At 61.6% G+C, this 17,425-nt stretch carries 16 protein-coding genes; 2 read left to right on the top strand and 14 right to left on the bottom strand.

From position 1 onward, the window contains the following. Positions 1-35: 35 nt before the first annotated feature. The 5 genes from IMX18_RS06010 to sdhC form a co-directional block, all read right to left on the bottom strand. Positions 36-2,867 carry a 2-oxoglutarate dehydrogenase E1 component gene (locus tag IMX18_RS06010; protein ID WP_013973441.1) on the bottom strand — a complete coding sequence of 944 codons (2,832 nt, stop codon included), beginning with the start codon at positions 2,865-2,867 and terminating at the stop codon, positions 36-38. A gap of 245 nt (positions 2,868-3,112) precedes the next feature. Beyond that, positions 3,113-3,817 carry a succinate dehydrogenase iron-sulfur subunit gene (locus IMX18_RS06005; RefSeq protein ID WP_011534752.1) on the bottom strand — a complete coding sequence of 235 codons (705 nt, stop codon included), beginning with the start codon at positions 3,815-3,817 and terminating at the stop codon, positions 3,113-3,115. Between the two features lie 11 nt (positions 3,818-3,828). Further along, a complete protein-coding gene (gene sdhA / locus IMX18_RS06000; protein ID WP_013973442.1) occupies positions 3,829-5,601 on the bottom strand; it encodes a succinate dehydrogenase flavoprotein subunit in 1,773 nt (590 codons plus the stop codon). 3 nt (positions 5,602-5,604) lie between these two features. Further along, positions 5,605-5,973 (bottom strand): succinate dehydrogenase, hydrophobic membrane anchor protein, encoded by a 369-nt coding sequence (sdhD, locus tag IMX18_RS05995; protein WP_003254214.1) that lies wholly within the window; start codon positions 5,971-5,973, stop codon positions 5,605-5,607. Continuing rightward, positions 5,967-6,353: a succinate dehydrogenase, cytochrome b556 subunit gene (sdhC, locus tag IMX18_RS05990; RefSeq protein ID WP_012315350.1), complete on the bottom strand. Its 387-nt coding sequence runs from the start codon at positions 6,351-6,353 to the stop codon at positions 5,967-5,969. The genes sdhD and sdhC overlap by 7 nt, the downstream gene beginning before the upstream one ends. Positions 6,354-6,705: 352 nt before the next feature. Between sdhC and gltA the strand changes: the two genes are divergently transcribed. Beyond that, the gene (gltA, locus tag IMX18_RS05985; RefSeq protein WP_013973445.1) at positions 6,706-7,995 is read left to right on the top strand and encodes a citrate synthase; all 1,290 of its coding nucleotides are present in this window, start codon (positions 6,706-6,708) and stop codon (positions 7,993-7,995) included. Positions 7,996-8,063: 68 nt separating this feature from the next. On the opposite strand, the gene IMX18_RS05980 is transcribed toward gltA, so the two are convergent. From IMX18_RS05980 to IMX18_RS05940, 9 genes are all read right to left on the bottom strand, one after another. Continuing rightward, complete coding sequence (locus IMX18_RS05980) at positions 8,064-8,669, bottom strand: START domain-containing protein (protein ID WP_061304243.1); 606 nt, start codon at positions 8,667-8,669, stop codon at positions 8,064-8,066. Positions 8,670-8,702: 33 nt separating this feature from the next. Continuing rightward, positions 8,703-8,957, bottom strand: coding sequence for a YkgJ family cysteine cluster protein (locus IMX18_RS05975; RefSeq protein ID WP_023661894.1), 255 nt, complete (start codon positions 8,955-8,957; stop codon positions 8,703-8,705). 130 nt (positions 8,958-9,087) lie between these two features. Beyond that, the gene (locus IMX18_RS05970) at positions 9,088-9,579 is read right to left on the bottom strand and encodes a hypothetical protein (RefSeq protein ID WP_085720468.1); all 492 of its coding nucleotides are present in this window, start codon (positions 9,577-9,579) and stop codon (positions 9,088-9,090) included. Between the two features lie 63 nt (positions 9,580-9,642). Next, complete coding sequence (locus tag IMX18_RS05965; protein WP_013973449.1) at positions 9,643-11,085, bottom strand: aminotransferase-like domain-containing protein; 1,443 nt, start codon at positions 11,083-11,085, stop codon at positions 9,643-9,645. A gap of 289 nt (positions 11,086-11,374) precedes the next feature. Beyond that, complete coding sequence (locus IMX18_RS05960; RefSeq protein WP_015271099.1) at positions 11,375-12,187, bottom strand: OmpA family protein; 813 nt, start codon at positions 12,185-12,187, stop codon at positions 11,375-11,377. Then, entirely contained in the window at positions 12,184-12,537 is a 354-nt protein-coding gene (locus tag IMX18_RS05955; protein WP_013973451.1) for a DUF4398 domain-containing protein, read from the bottom strand. Before IMX18_RS05955 ends, IMX18_RS05960 begins: the two co-directional genes overlap by 4 nt. 9 nt (positions 12,538-12,546) lie before the next feature. Beyond that, positions 12,547-13,368, bottom strand: a complete 822-nt coding sequence (locus IMX18_RS05950; protein WP_191472291.1) for a substrate-binding periplasmic protein — start codon at positions 13,366-13,368, stop codon at positions 12,547-12,549. Positions 13,369-13,445: 77 nt separating this feature from the next. Next, the gene (locus tag IMX18_RS05945; RefSeq protein WP_085691592.1) at positions 13,446-14,375 is read right to left on the bottom strand and encodes an electron transfer flavoprotein subunit alpha/FixB family protein; all 930 of its coding nucleotides are present in this window, start codon (positions 14,373-14,375) and stop codon (positions 13,446-13,448) included. Beyond that, entirely contained in the window at positions 14,376-15,125 is a 750-nt protein-coding gene (locus tag IMX18_RS05940) for an electron transfer flavoprotein subunit beta/FixA family protein (protein WP_015271101.1), read from the bottom strand. It lies immediately after the preceding gene. A gap of 556 nt (positions 15,126-15,681) precedes the next feature. Between IMX18_RS05940 and IMX18_RS05935 the strand changes: the two genes are divergently transcribed. Next, positions 15,682-17,346 (top strand): electron transfer flavoprotein-ubiquinone oxidoreductase, encoded by a 1,665-nt coding sequence (locus tag IMX18_RS05935; RefSeq protein ID WP_015271102.1) that lies wholly within the window; start codon positions 15,682-15,684, stop codon positions 17,344-17,346. Positions 17,347-17,425: the final 79 nt, after the last annotated feature.

Genomic DNA, 17,425 nt, shown 5'->3' with positions numbered 1-17,425 from the left:
GTTTCCTTAAATTCGGTTTCAGGTGCGCGAAGGCATTAAACAGTGAAGGCATCTTGCAGCAGTTTTTCCTGCTGTTCGGCGTGCTTCGATGCGTAACCACAGGCTGGCGCGGCGGAAGCGTCGCGGCCGGCGTATTCCAGGACCAGTGCCTTGTTGTGGCGGCCCAGGATACGGCGCATGTGGTGCTGGCTGCTGTACCAGGCGCCCTGGTTCATCGGCTCTTCCTGACACCAGACCGCATGCTTGAGGTTGGTGTAAGGCGCCAGGATTTCGACCAGGTCGTCCTCAGGGAACGGATACAGCTGCTCGATACGCACGATGGCGATGTCTTCGCGGCCTTCGGCACGGCGTTTTTCCAGCAGGTCGTAGTAAACCTTGCCGCCGCACAGGACCAGGCGTTCGACCTTGGCCGGATCGAGGCTGTCGATTTCCGGGATCACGGTCTGGAACGAGCCTTCTGCCAGGTCTTCCAGGGTCGAGATGGCCAGCTTGTGGCGCAGCAGGGACTTCGGCGTCAGCACGATCAGCGGCTTGCGCAGCGGACGGATGACCTGGCGACGCAGCAGGTGGTAGATCTGGGCCGGGGTGGTCGGTACGCAGACCTGGATGTTGTGCTCGGCGCACAGCTGCAGGTAACGCTCCAGGCGCGCGGAGGAGTGCTCCGGGCCCTGCCCTTCATAACCGTGTGGCAGCAGCATGGTCAGACCGCACAGACGGCCCCACTTGTGCTCGCCGCTGGTGATGAACTGGTCGATCACCACTTGCGCACCGTTGGCGAAGTCACCGAACTGGGCTTCCCAGATCACCAGCGCGTTCGGCGTGGTGGTCGAGTAGCCGTATTCGAAGGCCAGTACCGCTTCTTCCGACAGGAAGGAGTCGTACAGTTCGAACTGAGGCTGGCCCGGGAACAGGTTCTTCAGCGGTACGTAGGTGCTGGCGTCCTTCTGGTTGTGCAGCACCGCGTGACGGTGCGAGAAGGTGCCACGGCCGATGTCCTGGCCGGTCATGCGGATCGGGTGACCTTCGAACTGCAGGGTGGCGTAGGCCATGGTCTCTGCATAACCCCAGTTGATCGGCAAGCCACCGGCCTGCATCTTCTGGCGGTCTTCGTAGATCTTGGCGACCTGGCGCTGGACGACGAAACCTTCCGGGATCTCCAGCAGCTTGGCCGACAGTTCCTGCAGGGTCTTGAGGTCGAAGCGGGTATCGTGACGCGCGGTCCAGGCATGGCCCAGGTACGGACGCCAGTCGACGAACAGCTCGCGGTTCGGCTCCTTGACCAGGCTCTTCACCACGTGCAGGCCGTTGTCCAGCGCGTTGCGGTACTCGTCGATCTTGGCCTGGGCGCGCTCGGCATCGATGCGGCCGGCCTGGATCAGTGCCTCAGCGTAAAGTTCACGCGTGGTGCGCTGCTTGCTGATCTGCTGGTACATCAAAGGCTGGGTGCCGTTCGGCTCGTCGGCCTCGTTGTGGCCGCGGCGGCGGTAGCAGACCAGGTCGATGACCACGTCACGCTTGAACTGCATGCGGTAGTCGATGGCCAGCTGGGTCACGAACAGCACGGCTTCCGGGTCGTCGCCGTTCACGTGCAGGATCGGTGCCTGGATCATCTTGGCAACGTCGGTGGCGTACTCGGTGGAGCGCGCGTCCAGCGGGTTGCTGATGGTGAAACCAACCTGGTTGTTGATCACGATGTGCACGGTGCCGCCGGTCTTGAAACCGCGGGTCTGCGACATCTGGAAGGTTTCCATGACCACGCCCTGGCCGGCGAATGCTGCGTCGCCGTGGATCGAGATCGGCAGTACCTTGTCGCCAACGGTGTCGTTGCGGCGGTCCTGACGGGCGCGCACCGAACCCTCGACCACTGGCGAGACGATTTCCAGGTGGGACGGGTTGAACGCCATGGCCAGGTGCACTTCGCCACCCGGGGTCATCACGTTCGAGGAGAAGCCCTGGTGGTACTTGACGTCACCGGAGCCCAGCTCGTTCATCTTCTTGCCTTCGAACTCGTCGAACAGCTCGCGCGGGTTCTTGCCGAAGGTGTTGACCAGAACGTTCAGGCGGCCACGGTGGGCCATGCCGATCACGACTTCCTTGGTGCCGTAGGAACCGGAGCGCTGGATCATCTCGTCCAGCATCGGGATCAGGCTTTCGCCGCCCTCGAGGCCGAAACGCTTGGTGCCTGGGTACTTGGTGCCCAGATATTTCTCAAGGCCTTCACCGGCGGTCACGCGCTCGAGCAGGTGGGCCTGCACGTCAGCGGAAAACTCCGGACGGCCGCGCACGCTTTCCAGACGCTGCTGGAACCAGCTGCGCTGCTCGGAATCGACGATATGGGTGAACTCGGCGCCAATGGTGCGACAATATGTCTTCTGGAGCGCCTCGAAGATCTCGCGTAGGCTCGCCTCCTCTTTGCCGATGAACAGGTCGCCGGCACGGAAGGTCGTATCAAGATCGGCATTGGTCAAGCCGTAGTGATTGATCGACAGGTCTACGGGCGCAGGACGCTGCCACAACCCCAACGGGTCGAGCTTGGCAGCCTGATGGCCGCGCATACGATAGGCCTGGATCAGTCGCAGAACTTCAACCTGCTTCTTCTCGTGTTCACTGCTCACGCTCCCGGCGGATACCGGTTGGGCGCGGCGCTGGTTCTTTGCCAGCAGTACGAAATGGTCGCGGATTGTCGAGTGCGATACATCGGTAGCGGTGCTGCCGTCGGCGGGCAACTTCTGGAAGTAGGTGCGCCACTCTTCTGGCACAGCGTTAGGGTCGTGCAGGTAGAGCTCATAAAGCTCTTCCACATATGCAGCGTTACCACCTGAAAGGTGGGCGCTTTCCCACATGCGCTGCATCACGCTTTCTTGCATGCTTGGTCACCCTCGGTTAGGGGACTGATCGGCGAGAGCCACAGCAAACCTGGAAAAGTCCGAATACAGCGACTGAACCACGCCACTTGGATCCTGCTGATTTTCCGGGTACCAGCCCGGAAGCCCCTGCTGGTCTCATATCTTCATAGGTAATGAACGCAGGCTTTGTGGGCCCTTGTTCGGGTTTTACCTCAGTGCGGGCTCACCACCCGCACCTCGGCTTACTGCAGGTACAACTCTTTGTATCAGGTGCCGCTTTGCAGCAGCATGTTACGTACGTGGCCGATTGCCTTGGTCGGGTTCAGACCTTTCGGGCAAACGTTGACGCAGTTCATGATCCCGCGGCAGCGGAACACGCTGAACGGGTCATCCAGGGACGCCAGGCGCTCCTGGGTCTTGGTGTCACGGCTGTCGGCCAGGAAGCGATAGGCCTGCAGCAGTGCGGCGGGGCCCAGGAACTTGTCCGGGTTCCACCAGAACGACGGGCAGGAGGTCGAACAGCAAGCGCACAGGATGCACTCGTACAGGCCGTCCAGCTTGTCGCGGTCTTCCGGCGACTGCAGGCGCTCGATGGCCGGTGCCGGGGTGTCGTTCTGCAGGAACGGCTTCACCTTCTCGTACTGCTTGTAGAAGATGCTCATGTCGACGACCAGGTCACGAATGACCGGCAGGCCCGGCAGCGGACGCAGAATCAGCTTGTTGCCCTTCACCACCGCCGACAACGGGGTGATGCAGGCCAGGCCGTTCTTGCCGTTGATGTTCATGCCATCGGAACCGCAAACGCCTTCACGGCACGAGCGACGATAGGAGAAACCTTCGTCCTGTTCCTTGATCAGTGCCAGCACGTCCAGAACCATCAGATCCTTGCCGCCGGTATCGACCTGGAAGGTCTGCATTTTCGGCGCCGAATCGGTGTCCGGGTTATAACGATAAACTTCGACTTGCAACATAGCGGCCACCCTTAGTAAGTCCGGACTTTTGGTTCGAAGGCTGGAACAGTCTTCGGCGCAAAGTTGACGCCACGCTTGGCGACGCGCTTCTCACCCGGGTAGTACAGGGTGTGGCACAGCCAGTTTTCGTCGTCACGGTCTTCGTAGTCTTCACGGGCGTGAGCGCCGCGGGACTCTTTACGGGCTTCTGCCGCGATGGCGGTAGCTTCGGCGACTTCCAGCAGGTTCTGCAGCTCCAGCGCTTCGATACGCGCGGTGTTGAAGGCCTGGGACTTGTCGTTGATCTTGACGTTGGCGATACGGTCACGCAGACCGGCCAGCTGCTCGATACCCTTCTGCATGTATTCGCCAGTACGGAATACACCGAAGTAGTTCTGCATGCAGCTCTGCAGCTCGCGCTTCAGGCTGGCAACGTCTTCACCAGTGGTGCGCTCGTTCAGCTTGTTCAGGCGGTTCAGGGCAACATCGACGTCGGTGTCGCTGGCGTCGCGGTATTCCACGCCTTCGGTCAGCGCCTTCTCCAGGTGCAGGCCGGCAGCACGGCCGAACACCACCAGGTCGAGCAGCGAGTTGCCGCCCAGGCGGTTGGCACCGTGAACAGATACGCACGCCACTTCACCTACGGCGAACAGGCCCGGGATGATGTGATCGTTGCCTTCGGCGTCCATGGTAATGGCCTGGCCATGAATGTTGGTGGCAACGCCGCCCATCATGTAGTGGCAGGTCGGGATGACCGGTACCGGCGCGACCACAGGGTCGACGTGGGCGAAGGTCTTGGACAGCTCGCAGATACCTGGCAGGCGGCTGTGCAGCACTTCCTCGCCCAGGTGGTCCAGCTTCAGCAGTACGTGGTCCTTGTTCGGGCCCACGCCGTTGCCGGCGATGATTTCCTTGACCATGGAACGAGCGACCACGTCGCGGCCGGCCAGGTCTTTCGCGTTCGGCGCGTAACGCTCCATGAAGCGCTCGCCGTGGGCGTTGATCAGGTAGCCACCCTCACCGCGGCAACCTTCGGTGACCAGTACACCGGCGCCGGCGATGCCGGTCGGGTGGAACTGCCACATTTCGATGTCCTGCACCGGCACGCCGGCACGCAGGGCCATGCCCACGCCGTCACCGGTGTTGATCAGGGCGTTGGTGGTGGAGGCGTAGATACGGCCGGCACCGCCAGTTGCCAGCACGGTGGCCTTGGACTTGATGTACAGGGTCTCGCCGGTTTCGATGCAGATCGCGATCACGCCAACGAATGCGCCGTCCTGGTTCTTCACCAGGTCAACTGCGTAGTACTCGTTGAGGAAGGTGGTGCCGGCTTTCAGGTTGCCCTGGTACAGGGTGTGCAGCAGCGCGTGACCGGTACGGTCGGAAGCGGCGCAGGTACGGGCAGCCTGGCCACCCTTGCCGAAGTCCTTGGACTGGCCACCGAACGGACGCTGGTAGATGCGACCGGTTTCGGTACGCGAGAACGGCAGGCCCATGTGGTCCAGCTCGAAGACCGCAGCCGGGCCTTCCTGACACATGTATTCGATAGCGTCCTGGTCACCGATGTAGTCGGAGCCCTTGACGGTATCGTACATGTGCCAGCGCCAGTCGTCGTTCGGGTCGGCCGAAGCGATGGCGCAGGTGATGCCGCCCTGGGCGGATACAGTGTGCGAACGGGTCGGGAAGACCTTGGTGACTACGGCAGTCTTGTGGCCGCCTTGAGCCAGCTGCAGCGCAGCGCGCATGCCGGCGCCGCCGCCACCGATGATGATGGCGTCGAAGGAAATGGTTGGAATGCTAGCCATGGATCAGATACCCCAGAGAATCTGCACACCCCAGACGAAGTAAGCGAACATCGCAACGCCGCATACCGCCTGGAACAGGAAACGAATCGCAGTAGCCGACTTGCCGAACGACATAGGCGTCAGGTAGTCGGTCGCAATGGTCCACATGCCGACCCAGGCGTGAGCGCCCAGGGCAACGAGGGCCAGCAGACTGAAGATCCGCATCGCGTTGTTGGAGAACAGACCATGCCACTGGGTGTAGTCGATGCCTGGGTGGGCGACCACGTAGCCGATCAGGAAGAGGAAGTAAGCCGCGAGAACGACCGCAGAAACGCGCTGCGCCATCCAGTCATAGAGGCCCGAACGCGACAGGTTCGTGACATTGGTTACCATACCCAAACTCCCACCAGAACGATCAGCACCACGGAGATGACGATCACGATTTTCGAGCCCAGCTTGCCGCCTTCCAGCGTCTCACCGATGCCCATGTCCATGATCAGGTGACGAACACCTGCCACGAGGTGATAAAGCAGGGCGGACAGCAGGCCCCAGGTCACGAATTTGGCCAGCGGGCTGGTCAGACACGCCTTCACCTCACCAAAGCCTTCCTCGGAACCCAGCGACTTGCCCAGTGCATAAAGCATGATGGCAAGGCCGAGGAACAGGATGACGCCGGAGATACGATGCAGGATGGACGTGTACGCAGTGACGGGGAGCTTGATGGTCCTTAGGTCTAGGTTTACAGGTCGTTGGCTTTTCACGGCTTTTTTCACACTGAAGAGCCCCTAGCGAATCAGGGCAAAGTTGTTGGTAAGTGTACTGGTCAGGTACCCACCACCCAGGGAACGGCGACCCCCAGCAGTTCGGGCTTGCAAGCCCCTGGCGGTCGGGTTGCGAGTATAGACAGTTAGGCTGCTTATGACAACGTGACGGGGTAGCCCAAATAGCGCATTGCCTTTAGCGCACAAAAGGCGTAAATGGGCGAGAATTTCGCGAAAAATCAGGCCTCAATGCCTGTTTCAACAAGCCTTTAGGCAAATTGACATCTGAATTTATCCCTCTATAGTGGTGCGGGCCCTGCGTGGGGGGTCTGTCTGATGATTTCAAGCATTAATAGGAGGCCACATGGCTGACAAAAAAGCGCAGTTGGTCATCGAGGGCGCTGCCCCCGTCGAGCTGCCCATTTTAACCGGCACCGTTGGTCCTGATGTAATCGACGTCCGCGGGTTGGGGGCCACTGGTCACTTCACCTTCGACCCTGGTTTCATGGCGACTGCCTCGTGCGAGTCGAAGATCACCTACATTGACGGCGACAAAGGTATCCTGCTGCACCGCGGCTACCCGATCGAGCAGCTCGCCGAAAAGTCCGACTACCTCGAAACCTGCTACCTGCTGCTCAACGGCGAACTGCCGAATGCCGAGCAGAAGGCCCAGTTCGTCAGCACCGTGAAGAACCACACCATGGTTCACGAGCAGCTGAAGTCCTTCTTCAACGGCTTCCGCCGCGACGCCCACCCGATGGCGGTGATGTGCGGCGTGGTTGGCGCCCTGTCGGCGTTCTATCACGACTCCCTGGACATCAATAACCCGCAACACCGCGAGATTTCCGCGGTGCGCCTGGTCGCCAAGATGCCGACCCTGGCCGCGATGGTTTACAAGTACTCCATGGGCCAGCCGATGATGTACCCGCGCAACGACCTGTCGTACGCGGAAAACTTCCTGCACATGATGTTCAACACCCCGTGCGAGATCAAACCGATCAGCCCGGTGCTGGCCAAGGCGATGGACCGGATCTTCATCCTCCACGCCGACCACGAGCAGAACGCCTCCACTTCCACCGTTCGTCTGGCCGGTTCGTCGGGTGCCAACCCGTTCGCCTGTATCGCCGCCGGTATCGCCGCACTTTGGGGCCCGGCCCATGGCGGTGCGAACGAAGCGGTACTGACCATGCTCGATGAAATCGGCGATGTCTCGAACATCGACAAGTTCATCGCCAAGGCCAAGGACAAGAACGACCCGTTCAAGCTCATGGGCTTCGGTCACCGCGTGTACAAAAACCGCGACCCGCGCGCCACCGTGATGAAGCAGACCTGCGACGAAGTCCTGCGCGAGCTGGGCATCAAGAACGACCCGCAGCTGGAACTGGCCATGCGCCTGGAAGAGATCGCCCTGACCGATCCGTACTTCATCGAGCGCTCGCTGTACCCGAACGTCGACTTCTACTCGGGGATCATCCTCAAGGCAATCGGCATTCCGACCAGCATGTTCACCGTGATCTTCGCCCTGGCACGTACCGTGGGCTGGATCTCGCACTGGAAAGAAATGCTCTCCAGCCCGTACAAGATCGGCCGCCCGCGCCAGCTGTACACCGGCGAGCAGAAGCGCGACATCGTTGCGCTGCAGGACCGCAAGTAAGCTTCCCTAGCCGAACGCAAAAAGGCTGCCCTCGGGCAGCCTTTTTTATTTCTGCTCGACACAATGCCTCAGTTTTTCTCCGCCCGCTCCCGCAACCCTTTCAGGGTATTGAACGGCGCATCCACCACGAACTTGTTGGCCACCATCGCCGGCACGCTGCCACCCGGCTCGGTGTGCACCTGATAGGTCACTTCCGTGCTGTCGCCCTTGGGCACCAGCTTCCAGAAGCCTTCGACCTTCGCCACCCGCACAAAGCCCTTCTCTTCCGGGATATAGGTCGGCTCTTCCTTCAGGTTGCGCACCAGGCTGCCATCAGCCTCCTTCACAGTAGTCACATGCAACACCGAGTCCCGCGGCGTCACCGGCCATGGCGTATTGAACTGGGTGTAGGTCCAGCTCTGGTCACCTTCGTGCTTGAGCAACTTCTGCAACTTGCATTCGTGAATCCAGGCACAGGCCCCGACCACATCCTCTTGCAAGGCCTGCACCTTGGCCAGCGGCGCCTTGATCACGGTAACGCCTTGATAGGCCTTGTACTTGGAACCAGCCACTTCGCTGAGGGAAACCTTGATCCCCTCCTCGTCCTTGGCTACCTGCCAGTTTTCGGCCCAGGCCGCAGGCGACAGCAGAACACCCATGCCACACAGCAGAGCAATACGCTTGAACGATCTCATCATGTTTATCCTTGTTTTCGAAGATCCAGCCTGTCACGCCGCCGTTATCTGTTCCCACCAGCCGAGAATCCTTATGGCCTCATCACGATCACTGCCACACACCTCGACATCCGCCTTGAAACCACCACACACCGCAGGCCGTTCGGGCTTGCCGAACAAGTCGCAGAGGTTGTCGACAGTCAGGTGCAGGCAGCGCTCGCCAGCCGGCTTGCCATTGGGCATGCGCGGCATCGCAGAGGTGATGGACGGGGCGATGCAGCAGGCACCACAGCCCTCACGACAGTTCATGGCTATTCACCAAAATAAGGACTCCCTGGAACAAAACGGGACGAACGTCCCTGGATAGTAACCGCTCAAACAGGCGTTTGAAATTGCTGGCACGATGAAATCTGCTGTGACCCGGCAGTCAGTTCGCCAGCTACTGGCGGTACTCGAAATCGATGGCCGCCCCTTCCACTTCCCGACGGCTGTCATTGCGTAGCTGCAGCTGCATTTCATTGCTGATCAACCGGCCATTGAGCTGGAACGGGCTGTCGCTGGTCTCCGGCTTTTCAGTGAACATGGGAGGCAGTAGAGGTTTGCGACGCTGTATCGGCGACAGGCTGCCCACATTTGGCTCAAGGTTATCGACCATCTCGGCCGGCAGGCTGAGGTCGAGCTTTGCCTTGGGTAGCGGCTTGGCAACCTCCTTGCTCACCTGCTTGCGCGCCGGCCTGGCCTTGCTGTTACCGGCTTTTTTTGCTGGTTGCTTGTGCGCTGGCCTGGCTCCGGCCTTCTGCACCGGCTTGGCTTTCTGCACCGACTTGGCCGCCTGCGCCTGGCCTGCCGGCTGCGCAGCCTGGGCAACACCAGCCAGGCTGCAGAGCGGTACAAGGCACAAGATCAGGGCAAAACGGCGCAGAGCATTCATGGCAAATGGACAGACTGGCAGGAAAAGTGCGTATGCTCCCTGTTCCACAGGCGCGTGGCAAGCCTATAAAAATGCTGCCGCTGGCTCCCGGCACAATTGCTGGGCCAGCAAACCGAGGGTGATCACCGCGCGCTCGGCTTCCTTGTTCCACGGTATACCGCAATTAAGGCGGATGCAGTGGTTGAATTGCTCGGTGTTACTGAAGATCAGCCCCGGCGCAATACTGATGCCCTGCTCCAGCGCACGCACATGCAGCTCCTGGGTGTTGACCCGCCCCGGCAGGCTCACCCAAAGGATGAAACCGCCCGTCGGCCGGGTCATCTGGGTACCCTCGGGGAAGTGTTGCTGCACCGCCAGCTGGTAGGCACTGAGGTTCTTGCGGTACTCCTGGCGGATGTAACGCAGGTGCCGGTCGTAGCCGCCATTCTCCAGGTAGGCCGCCACACCCATCTGCGTCACGCTGCAGGCCGAGTGGGTGGTGAAGGTTTGCAGGCGCTGGATCTCGTCCTGATAGCGCCCGGCGATCATCCAGCCAACTCGAACACCAGGGGACAGGGTCTTGGAAAAACTCGAGCAATAGATTACTCGGTCCAGGCGGTCGAATGCCTTGAGCGCCTTGGTCTTGCCTTGCTCGAACATCAGCTCGCCATAGATGTCATCCTCGACGATCTGGATATCGAAGTCCGACGCCAGGCGCAGCAACTGCTTCTGCCGCTCTTCCGGGACAGTACCACCCAGCGGATTGCTGAGGCGCGCGGTCAGGACCAGGGCCTTGATCGACCACTGGTTGGCGGCCAGTTGCAGCGCCTCGAGGCTGATGCCGGTGGACGGGTCGCTGGGGATCTCGATCACCTTCAGGCCCAGCAGGTCGGCCAGTTGCAGCAGACCGTAATAGGTGGGCGATTCGGCCGCGATCAGGTCGCCTGGACGAGTCAGCACGCGCAGCGACATCTGCAGCGCATCGACACAGCCATGGGTCACGATCACTTCACGCGGGTCGACCAGGACGCCGGCATCACGCATGCGAATGGCGATCTGCCGGCGCAGCGGCTCGAAGCCGGGGCTGAACATGTAGCTGAAGGCACGCGGGCTGTGGAAGCGCGTCACCTTGGCAATCTGCTGGTGCAATGCACGGACCGGCAGGTAGTCGACATGCGGCACAGCGGCGCCGAACGGGAACACGCCATCACGGCGAGCCTCGGTCAGTACCTGCTGGATGATACTGGCGCGGGTGACCAGGCCGGGGCGCTCCACGCGGGCGATGTCCGGGGTCTGCGCGGTCAGGGCCGGGGTCTGGTGCACGTAGTAGCCGGACTGCGGCCGCGCACGAATCAGCCCCTGGTCCTCGAGATTGGCATAGGCCTGCAGCACCGTGGCATGGCTGACATTGAGCTGGGCGCTCATCTTGCGCACGGAGGGCACCCGCTCGCCTGGCTGGTAGACACCACGACGGATGTCATCGGCCAGTTGCTGGGCGATACGCTGGTACAACAGCAGGTTGGTCATGGCTGGCTCTCGACGCGCGGACGGGCTCGTTGTTCTTGTGTCTGACGGTAGAGGATACCGTAACAGTTGCAAAGTGTACTGGGACAGATCGCAGGATAGTCAACAATACAGTTGCGTGACAGCCATGGAAACGATCAAGCCCGGGTAGCCCGACGAAAAGCGGGGCTGCTTCGCAGCCCATCGCCGGCAAGCCAGCTCCCACCTTGATGCATTGACCTCAAGCCCTGTTCATCACCTGTGGGAGCTGGCTTGCCTGCAATGGGCCGCAAAGCGGCCCCTTTCACATGATTCAGCGTGCTGGCGCCAGCTTGCCCTTGTCATCGGAGAACACGATCTCCACCCGGCGGTTCTGCGCCCTGCCGCGCTCCGAGGCATTGGCCTCGATCGGGTACTGGTCGCCATACCCCTCGACCTGCAGGCGCTTCTCGTCGATACCCAGGTCTACCAGCATGTCGGCCACGGCTTGCGCCCGGTCACGGGACAGCTTCAGGTTGTCCTCGGCCGGGCCGGTGCTGTCGGTATAGCCCTCGATCCGAACCACCCGGCGCGGGTTGAGCTGGAGGAACTGCACCAGCTTGAGCACGGTACGGCTGGCTGAGTTCTTCAGGTCGGCGCGGCCGGTGTCGAACAGCACGTCCCCCAGGGTCATCACCAGACCACGGTCGGCCTGCTCCGAGGCCAGCGCGGCGATCTGCGATTCGACCCACTTGCCCTGCTGCTGAACACTGGCCAGCTTGGCCTCGCGCAGGGCCAGCTGCAGGCGCTGGCGCTCCAGGTCGAGCTTGGCCTGGCGCTCCTGGTTCAACGCCAGCTTGGCATGCTCACTGGCAATTTCGCTGTAGCGCTGGCTCAGGTAGGCGTAATGGCGCACGTCGGCACCGGTGCCGATGTAGCTGGACAGGCGCTCGGCACGGGCCAGCGACTCGCCTGCGCGAATCACGTCGCGCGGCGCGCTGCGCAGCACATTGGAATCATCCTTGACCTTCTGGAAAGCTGCAGTGGCATCATCCAGCGCTGCGCTGCTGCGCTGGCTGGCGCAACCTTGCAAACCTGCCGCCAGCGCCAGCACTGCCAGCGCGGCCAATGGCATGCGACGGATCATGGCTGCACCTCCAACTGTTTGCGCAGGCGCTGGACCCGCGACTGCAGCAGTTGCAGTTGCTCTTCGCTCTTCTGGTTCAGTACCTGGGCCTCGGCCAGGCGCGCATCCAGCTCGGCCTGCTCGGCACGCATGCGCGCATCGCGGTAGTCTTCGGTGAGCATGTTGGTCTTGGCCCGGGCCAGCTTGTCTTCAGCCAGCTTGAGCGCATCGACCTGCTCGGTGGCACCGACGGCCCTGGCCTGCTCCAGTGCCTGTTCGGAGATGCGCATCTGCTCGTTAGGGGCCGGATCGTTGGCGCAGCCAGCCAGGCCGAGCACGGCCAGGGCAAGGATTAGTGGTTGGGTTCTCACGCAATCTTCCTAGTGTTTGGGGGCGTCCGACGGCACCTGCAGCTGCGCTTTCCAGCGCTCGACATTACGTTGCAGCACGGCCTCGGATGCTCCGGAGATCGGCAATTCTGTCAGTTTTTTCGCCAATTGCCCACGCAGCCAGCTGTCATTGCAGGCCGAATTGTGCGACAGCGCCAGGTACAGGCCCGGCCGATCCACCGGCAGGCCGCGGGCGATCAGGTCATTGCTCATGCCCAGGCTCTGGGCCATGGCGATGCCCGAATAGCGGCCAGCGAGCACATAATCCACCTGGCCGAGCACCAGCTTCTGGAATGCCTGGGTCAGGTTCTGTGCCGGCACCAGCTTCAGCTGGGCCTTGGCGAAAGCGGTAAAGGCCGGGGTCAGCCGCGCGCGCTCGGACAAACTGCCTTGGTACTGGGCCAGGTCAGCCGGGCCCTCGAAGGTCAGTGTGGCGTCGTGGCGCGTCCACACCAGGTATTCGTTGAGCTGCAGGGGTGGATGGATGTAGTCCAGCGCGGTCAGTTGCTCCACCTGCATGGGGGTGTCGAGCAGCAGGTCTATCCGCCCGCTACGTACTTCTTCCAGCGCCTGGTCACGACGGCCGGCGCTCAGCACCTCCACTTTCACACCCAGCTCGCCAGCCACCTGGCGCAGCAGGTCGACGTTGGCGCCGATCAGGTGTTTCGGGTCGTTGGGGTCCTGCCATGAATAGGGCGGTGAATCAGGGCTGCCGGTTGCCACCAGGCGTTCACACTTGCCCGCCGCCATGGCCAGCGGCGAAACCAGCACCGCCAGGCATGCCAGCACCCCGCCTGCTTTACGCAGCACCATTGCTCACTCCTTGTACAGACCAAAAAAAACCCGGCCCCTGTACAAGGGCCGGGTTCTTTATAAGTGAAGCAGGCGGATCAGACCAGCTTTTCCAGCTCCGGAACCGCTTCGAACAGGTCAGCGACCAGGCCGTAGTCGGCTACCTGGAAGATCGGCGCTTCTTCGTCCTTGTTGATCGCCACGATCACCTTGGAGTCCTTCATGCCGGCCAGGTGCTGGATCGCGCCGGAGATACCGACGGCGATGTACAGCTGCGGCGCGACGATCTTGCCGGTCTGGCCGACCTGCATGTCGTTCGGCACGAAGCCGGCGTCGACCGCGGCGCGCGAAGCACCGACGGCAGCGCCGAGCTTGTCGGCCAGGCTGTACAGGTGCTTGAAGTTGTCACCGTTGCCCATGCCACGGCCGCCGGAAACGACGATCTTGGCAGCGGTCAGCTCTGGGCGGTCGGACTTGGCCAGCTCTTCACCAACGAAGGCCGAGATGCCGGCGTTGTGCGCGGCGCCGACGGCTTCGATGGCAGCCGAACCACCTTCGGCGGCCACGGCGTCGAAGCCGGTGGTACGCACGGTGATGACCTTGATGGCAGCGCTCGATTGCACGGTGGCAATGGCGTTACCGGCATAGATCGGGCGCTTGAAGGTGTCGGCGGACTCGACCGAGATGATCTCGGAGATCTGGTCCACGTCCAGCAGCGCGGCAACGCGCGGCAGGATGTTCTTGCCGTTGGTGGTGGCCGGAGCCAGCACGTGGCTGTAGCCCTTGGCCAGCTCGACGATCAGCGGCGCAACGTTTTCTGGCAGGGCGTGGGCGTAGGCAGCGTTATCGGCAACCAGCACCTTGGCCACGCCAGCGATCTTGGCTGCGGACTCGGCAACGCCGCCCACGTTCTGGCCAGCGACCAGCACGTGCACATCACCACCGATCTTGGCGGCAGCGGCAACAGTGTTCAGGGTGGCCGGGGCTACGGCACCGTTTTCGTATTCAGCGACAACCAGGATAGTCATTTAGATTACCTTCGCTTCGTTCTTCAGCTTCTCGACCAGTTCGGCCACCGATTTGACCTTGATGCCAGCGCTGCGGGCAGCCGGGGCTTCAACCTTCAGGGTCTTGTTGGTGGAGGCGAGGGAAACGCCCAGCGCATCTGGAGTAACGGTCTCCAGCGGCTTCTTCTTGGCCTTCATGATGTTCGGCAGCGACGCGTAGCGTGGCTCGTTCAGGCGCAGGTCGGTAGTGACGATGGCCGGCAGGTTCAGTGCAACGGTCTGCAGGCCGCCGTCGATTTCACGGGTGACGTTCAGCTTGTCGCCAGCCACTTCGACCTTGGAGGCGAAGGTGCCTTGGGCGAAGCCGGTCAGCGCAGCCAGCATCTGGCCAGTCTGGTTGTTGTCGCTGTCGATAGCCTGCTTGCCGAGGATGACCAGCTGCGGCTGCTCTTTGTCGACAACGGCTTTCAGCGCCTTGGCCACAGCCAGGGAATTCAGTTCGTCAGCGGCTTCGACCAGGATGGCACGGTCGGCACCCAGGGCCAGGGCGGTACGCAGTTGCTCCTGGGCAGTGGCCGGGCCGACGGAAACGACGACGATCTCGGACGCGACGCCCTTTTCCTTCAGGCGTACGGCTTCTTCCACGGCGATTTCGCAGAAGGGGTTCATGGACATCTTGACGTTAGCAAGGTCGACGCCGGAGTTGTCCGCCTTGACGCGAACCTTGACGTTGTAGTCGACCACTCGTTTGACAGCTACAAGAACCTTCATGGATTCCTCGTTACTCTCCGGTGAATAGATAGTCGCCAGGGGCAGAGCCCTGCGATGCGCGTGGGTACAAGGGCACCTCTAAAAACGTACCGGGAGGCGGTAACTTCACAGTGACCGAACAGTCTTGTCCGGACTCTTGCGACAAATACTCACGGGTCATTTTCTGTCGTGGCGTGTAAACTCCACTACAAACCGGCCAAAGGCCGCAAAACCCTGCTCCACACCTGGTCTTTAGAGGTGTACCTGCGCCCGGCTGCAAGCCTACGGCGAACGTAAAACCGCTCGTATCTTGACCGTAACACCCAATCCGGTCAATACGGCAAATCGGTCACCCTCCAGCCGCGTTCCTGTGATTTTACTGGCCTGCGGCAAATTCAAACAAACGTTTGTATTGGACCCGCCAAGTGGTGTAGATATAATGCGCGGCCAAGACAAAACGGTGTAGTCCGTCATTTGCCCAGCTACAGTTCCGCCGTTGCGTAGAACCGCTGCGAATGCCCCGCGCACCCAATAAGACAAAGCAACAGCACGAGCCTTGATGAGTAGGAGAGAACCAGTGGAACGCGAATACATGGAATTCGACGTGGTCATCGTCGGCGCCGGCCCGGCGGGCCTGTCCGCCGCCTGCCGCCTGAAGCAGAAGGCCGCCGAAGCCGGTAGCGAAATCAGCGTCTGCGTGGTGGAAAAAGGCTCTGAAGTCGGCGCCCACATCCTCTCCGGCGCGGTGTTCGAACCCCGCGCCCTGAACGAGCTGTTCCCCGACTGGAAAGAGCTCGGCGCGCCGCTGAACACCGAAGTGAAGCGTGACGACATCTACGTACTCAAGGATGCAGGCAGTTCGACCAAGGTGCCTGACCTGTTCGTGCCCAAGACCATGCACAACCAGGGTAACTACATCATCTCCCTGGGCAACCTGTGCCGCTGGCTGGCCCAGCAGGCCGAGAACCTGGGCGTGGAAGTCTACCCGGGCTTCGCCGCCCAGGAAGCGCTGTTCGATGAAAACGGAGTGGTGCGCGGCATTGTCACCGGCGACATGGGTGTGGACCGTGAAGGCAACCCGAAAGACGGCATGTACACCCCTGGCATGGAGCTGCGTGGCAAGTACACCCTGTTCGCCGAAGGTTGCCGTGGCCACATCGGCAAGCAGCTGATCAAGCGCTTCAACCTGGATAGCGAAGCCGACGTCCAGCACTACGGCATCGGCCTGAAGGAAATCTGGGAAATCGACCCGGCCAAGCACGAGCAGGGCCTGGTGGTGCACACCGCTGGCTGGCCGCTGGACGTCATGGCCAAGGACAACACTGGTGGTTCGTTCCTCTATCACCTGGAAAACAACCAGGTGGTGGTCGGCCTGATCGTCGACCTGTCCTACGCCAACCCGTACCTGTCGCCGTTCGACGAGTTCCAGCGTCTCAAGCACCACCCGGTGATGGCGCAATACCTCGAAGGCGGCAAGCGCATCAGCTACGGCGCCCGTGCCATCTGCAAGGGCGGCTTCAACTCGCTGCCGAAAATGGTCTTCAACGGCGGCGCGCTGATCGGCTGCGACCTGGGCACCCTGAACTTCGCCAAGATCAAGGGCAGCCACACCGCAATGAAGTCCGGCATGCTCGCCGCCGAAGCGGTGGCTGATGCACTGATCGCCGGCAGCGAAGGCGGTGACCAGCTCAACGGTTACGTCAGCGCCTTCAAGGCCAGCTGGCTGTACGAGGAGCTGTTCGCCAGCCGCAACTTCGGCCCGGCCATGCACAAGTTCGGCCCGCTGCTGGGCGCGGCATTCAACTATGTGGACCAGAACTGGTTCGGCGGCAAGCTGCCGTTCACCCTGCACGACACCAAGCCGGACTACGCCTGCCTGAAGCTGGCGGCCGAGTCGCAGAAGATCGATTACCCGAAACCGGACGGCAAGCTCAGCTTCGACAAGCTCAGCTCGGTATTCCTCTCCAGCACCAACCACGAAGAGGAACAGCCCTGCCACCTGAAGCTGACCGACCCGAACGTGCCGATCGCGAGCAACCTGCCGCTGTACGACGAGCCGGCCCAGCGCTACTGCCCGGCAGGCGTGTACGAGGTTGTCACCCAGGAAGACGGCAGCAAGCGCTTCCAGATCAACGCGCAGAACTGCGTGCATTGCAAGACCTGCGACATCAAGGACCCGGCCCAGAACATCACCTGGGTCACCCCTGAAGGCGCTGGCGGGCCGAACTACCCGAACATGTAAGGCCCCTGCCCTGCACTAACAAAAAGCCCCCGGTTCTCACGAGCCGGGGGCTTTTTGTTTTACCTGTACCGGCCTCATC

Source organism: Pseudomonas shirazica (genome assembly GCF_015168335.1).
In the GTDB taxonomy this organism is placed as follows: Bacteria; Pseudomonadota; Gammaproteobacteria; order Pseudomonadales; family Pseudomonadaceae; genus Aquipseudomonas; species Aquipseudomonas asiatica.
Note: the sequence above shows the minus strand (reverse complement) of the source record. Positions and strands in the feature narration are given on the sequence as shown.

Coding starts and splice junctions, on each gene's coding strand:
- IMX18_RS06010 (WP_013973441.1), bottom strand. CDS start 2,867: ATGCAAGAAAGCGTGATGCAGCGCATGTGGGAAAGCGCCCACCTTTCA.
- IMX18_RS06005 (WP_011534752.1), bottom strand. CDS start 3,817: ATGTTGCAAGTCGAAGTTTATCGTTATAACCCGGACACCGATTCGGCG.
- sdhA (WP_013973442.1), bottom strand. CDS start 5,601: ATGGCTAGCATTCCAACCATTTCCTTCGACGCCATCATCATCGGTGGC.
- sdhD (WP_003254214.1), bottom strand. CDS start 5,973: ATGGTAACCAATGTCACGAACCTGTCGCGTTCGGGCCTCTATGACTGG.
- gltA (WP_013973445.1), top strand. CDS start 6,706: ATGGCTGACAAAAAAGCGCAGTTGGTCATCGAGGGCGCTGCCCCCGTC.
- IMX18_RS05980 (WP_061304243.1), bottom strand. CDS start 8,669: ATGAGATCGTTCAAGCGTATTGCTCTGCTGTGTGGCATGGGTGTTCTG.
- IMX18_RS05975 (WP_023661894.1), bottom strand. CDS start 8,957: ATGAACTGTCGTGAGGGCTGTGGTGCCTGCTGCATCGCCCCGTCCATC.
- IMX18_RS05970 (WP_085720468.1), bottom strand. CDS start 9,579: ATGAATGCTCTGCGCCGTTTTGCCCTGATCTTGTGCCTTGTACCGCTC.
- IMX18_RS05965 (WP_013973449.1), bottom strand. CDS start 11,085: ATGACCAACCTGCTGTTGTACCAGCGTATCGCCCAGCAACTGGCCGAT.
- IMX18_RS05960 (WP_015271099.1), bottom strand. CDS start 12,187: ATGATCCGTCGCATGCCATTGGCCGCGCTGGCAGTGCTGGCGCTGGCG.
- IMX18_RS05950 (WP_191472291.1), bottom strand. CDS start 13,368: ATGGTGCTGCGTAAAGCAGGCGGGGTGCTGGCATGCCTGGCGGTGCTG.
- IMX18_RS05945 (WP_085691592.1), bottom strand. CDS start 14,375: ATGACTATCCTGGTTGTCGCTGAATACGAAAACGGTGCCGTAGCCCCG.
- IMX18_RS05940 (WP_015271101.1), bottom strand. CDS start 15,125: ATGAAGGTTCTTGTAGCTGTCAAACGAGTGGTCGACTACAACGTCAAG.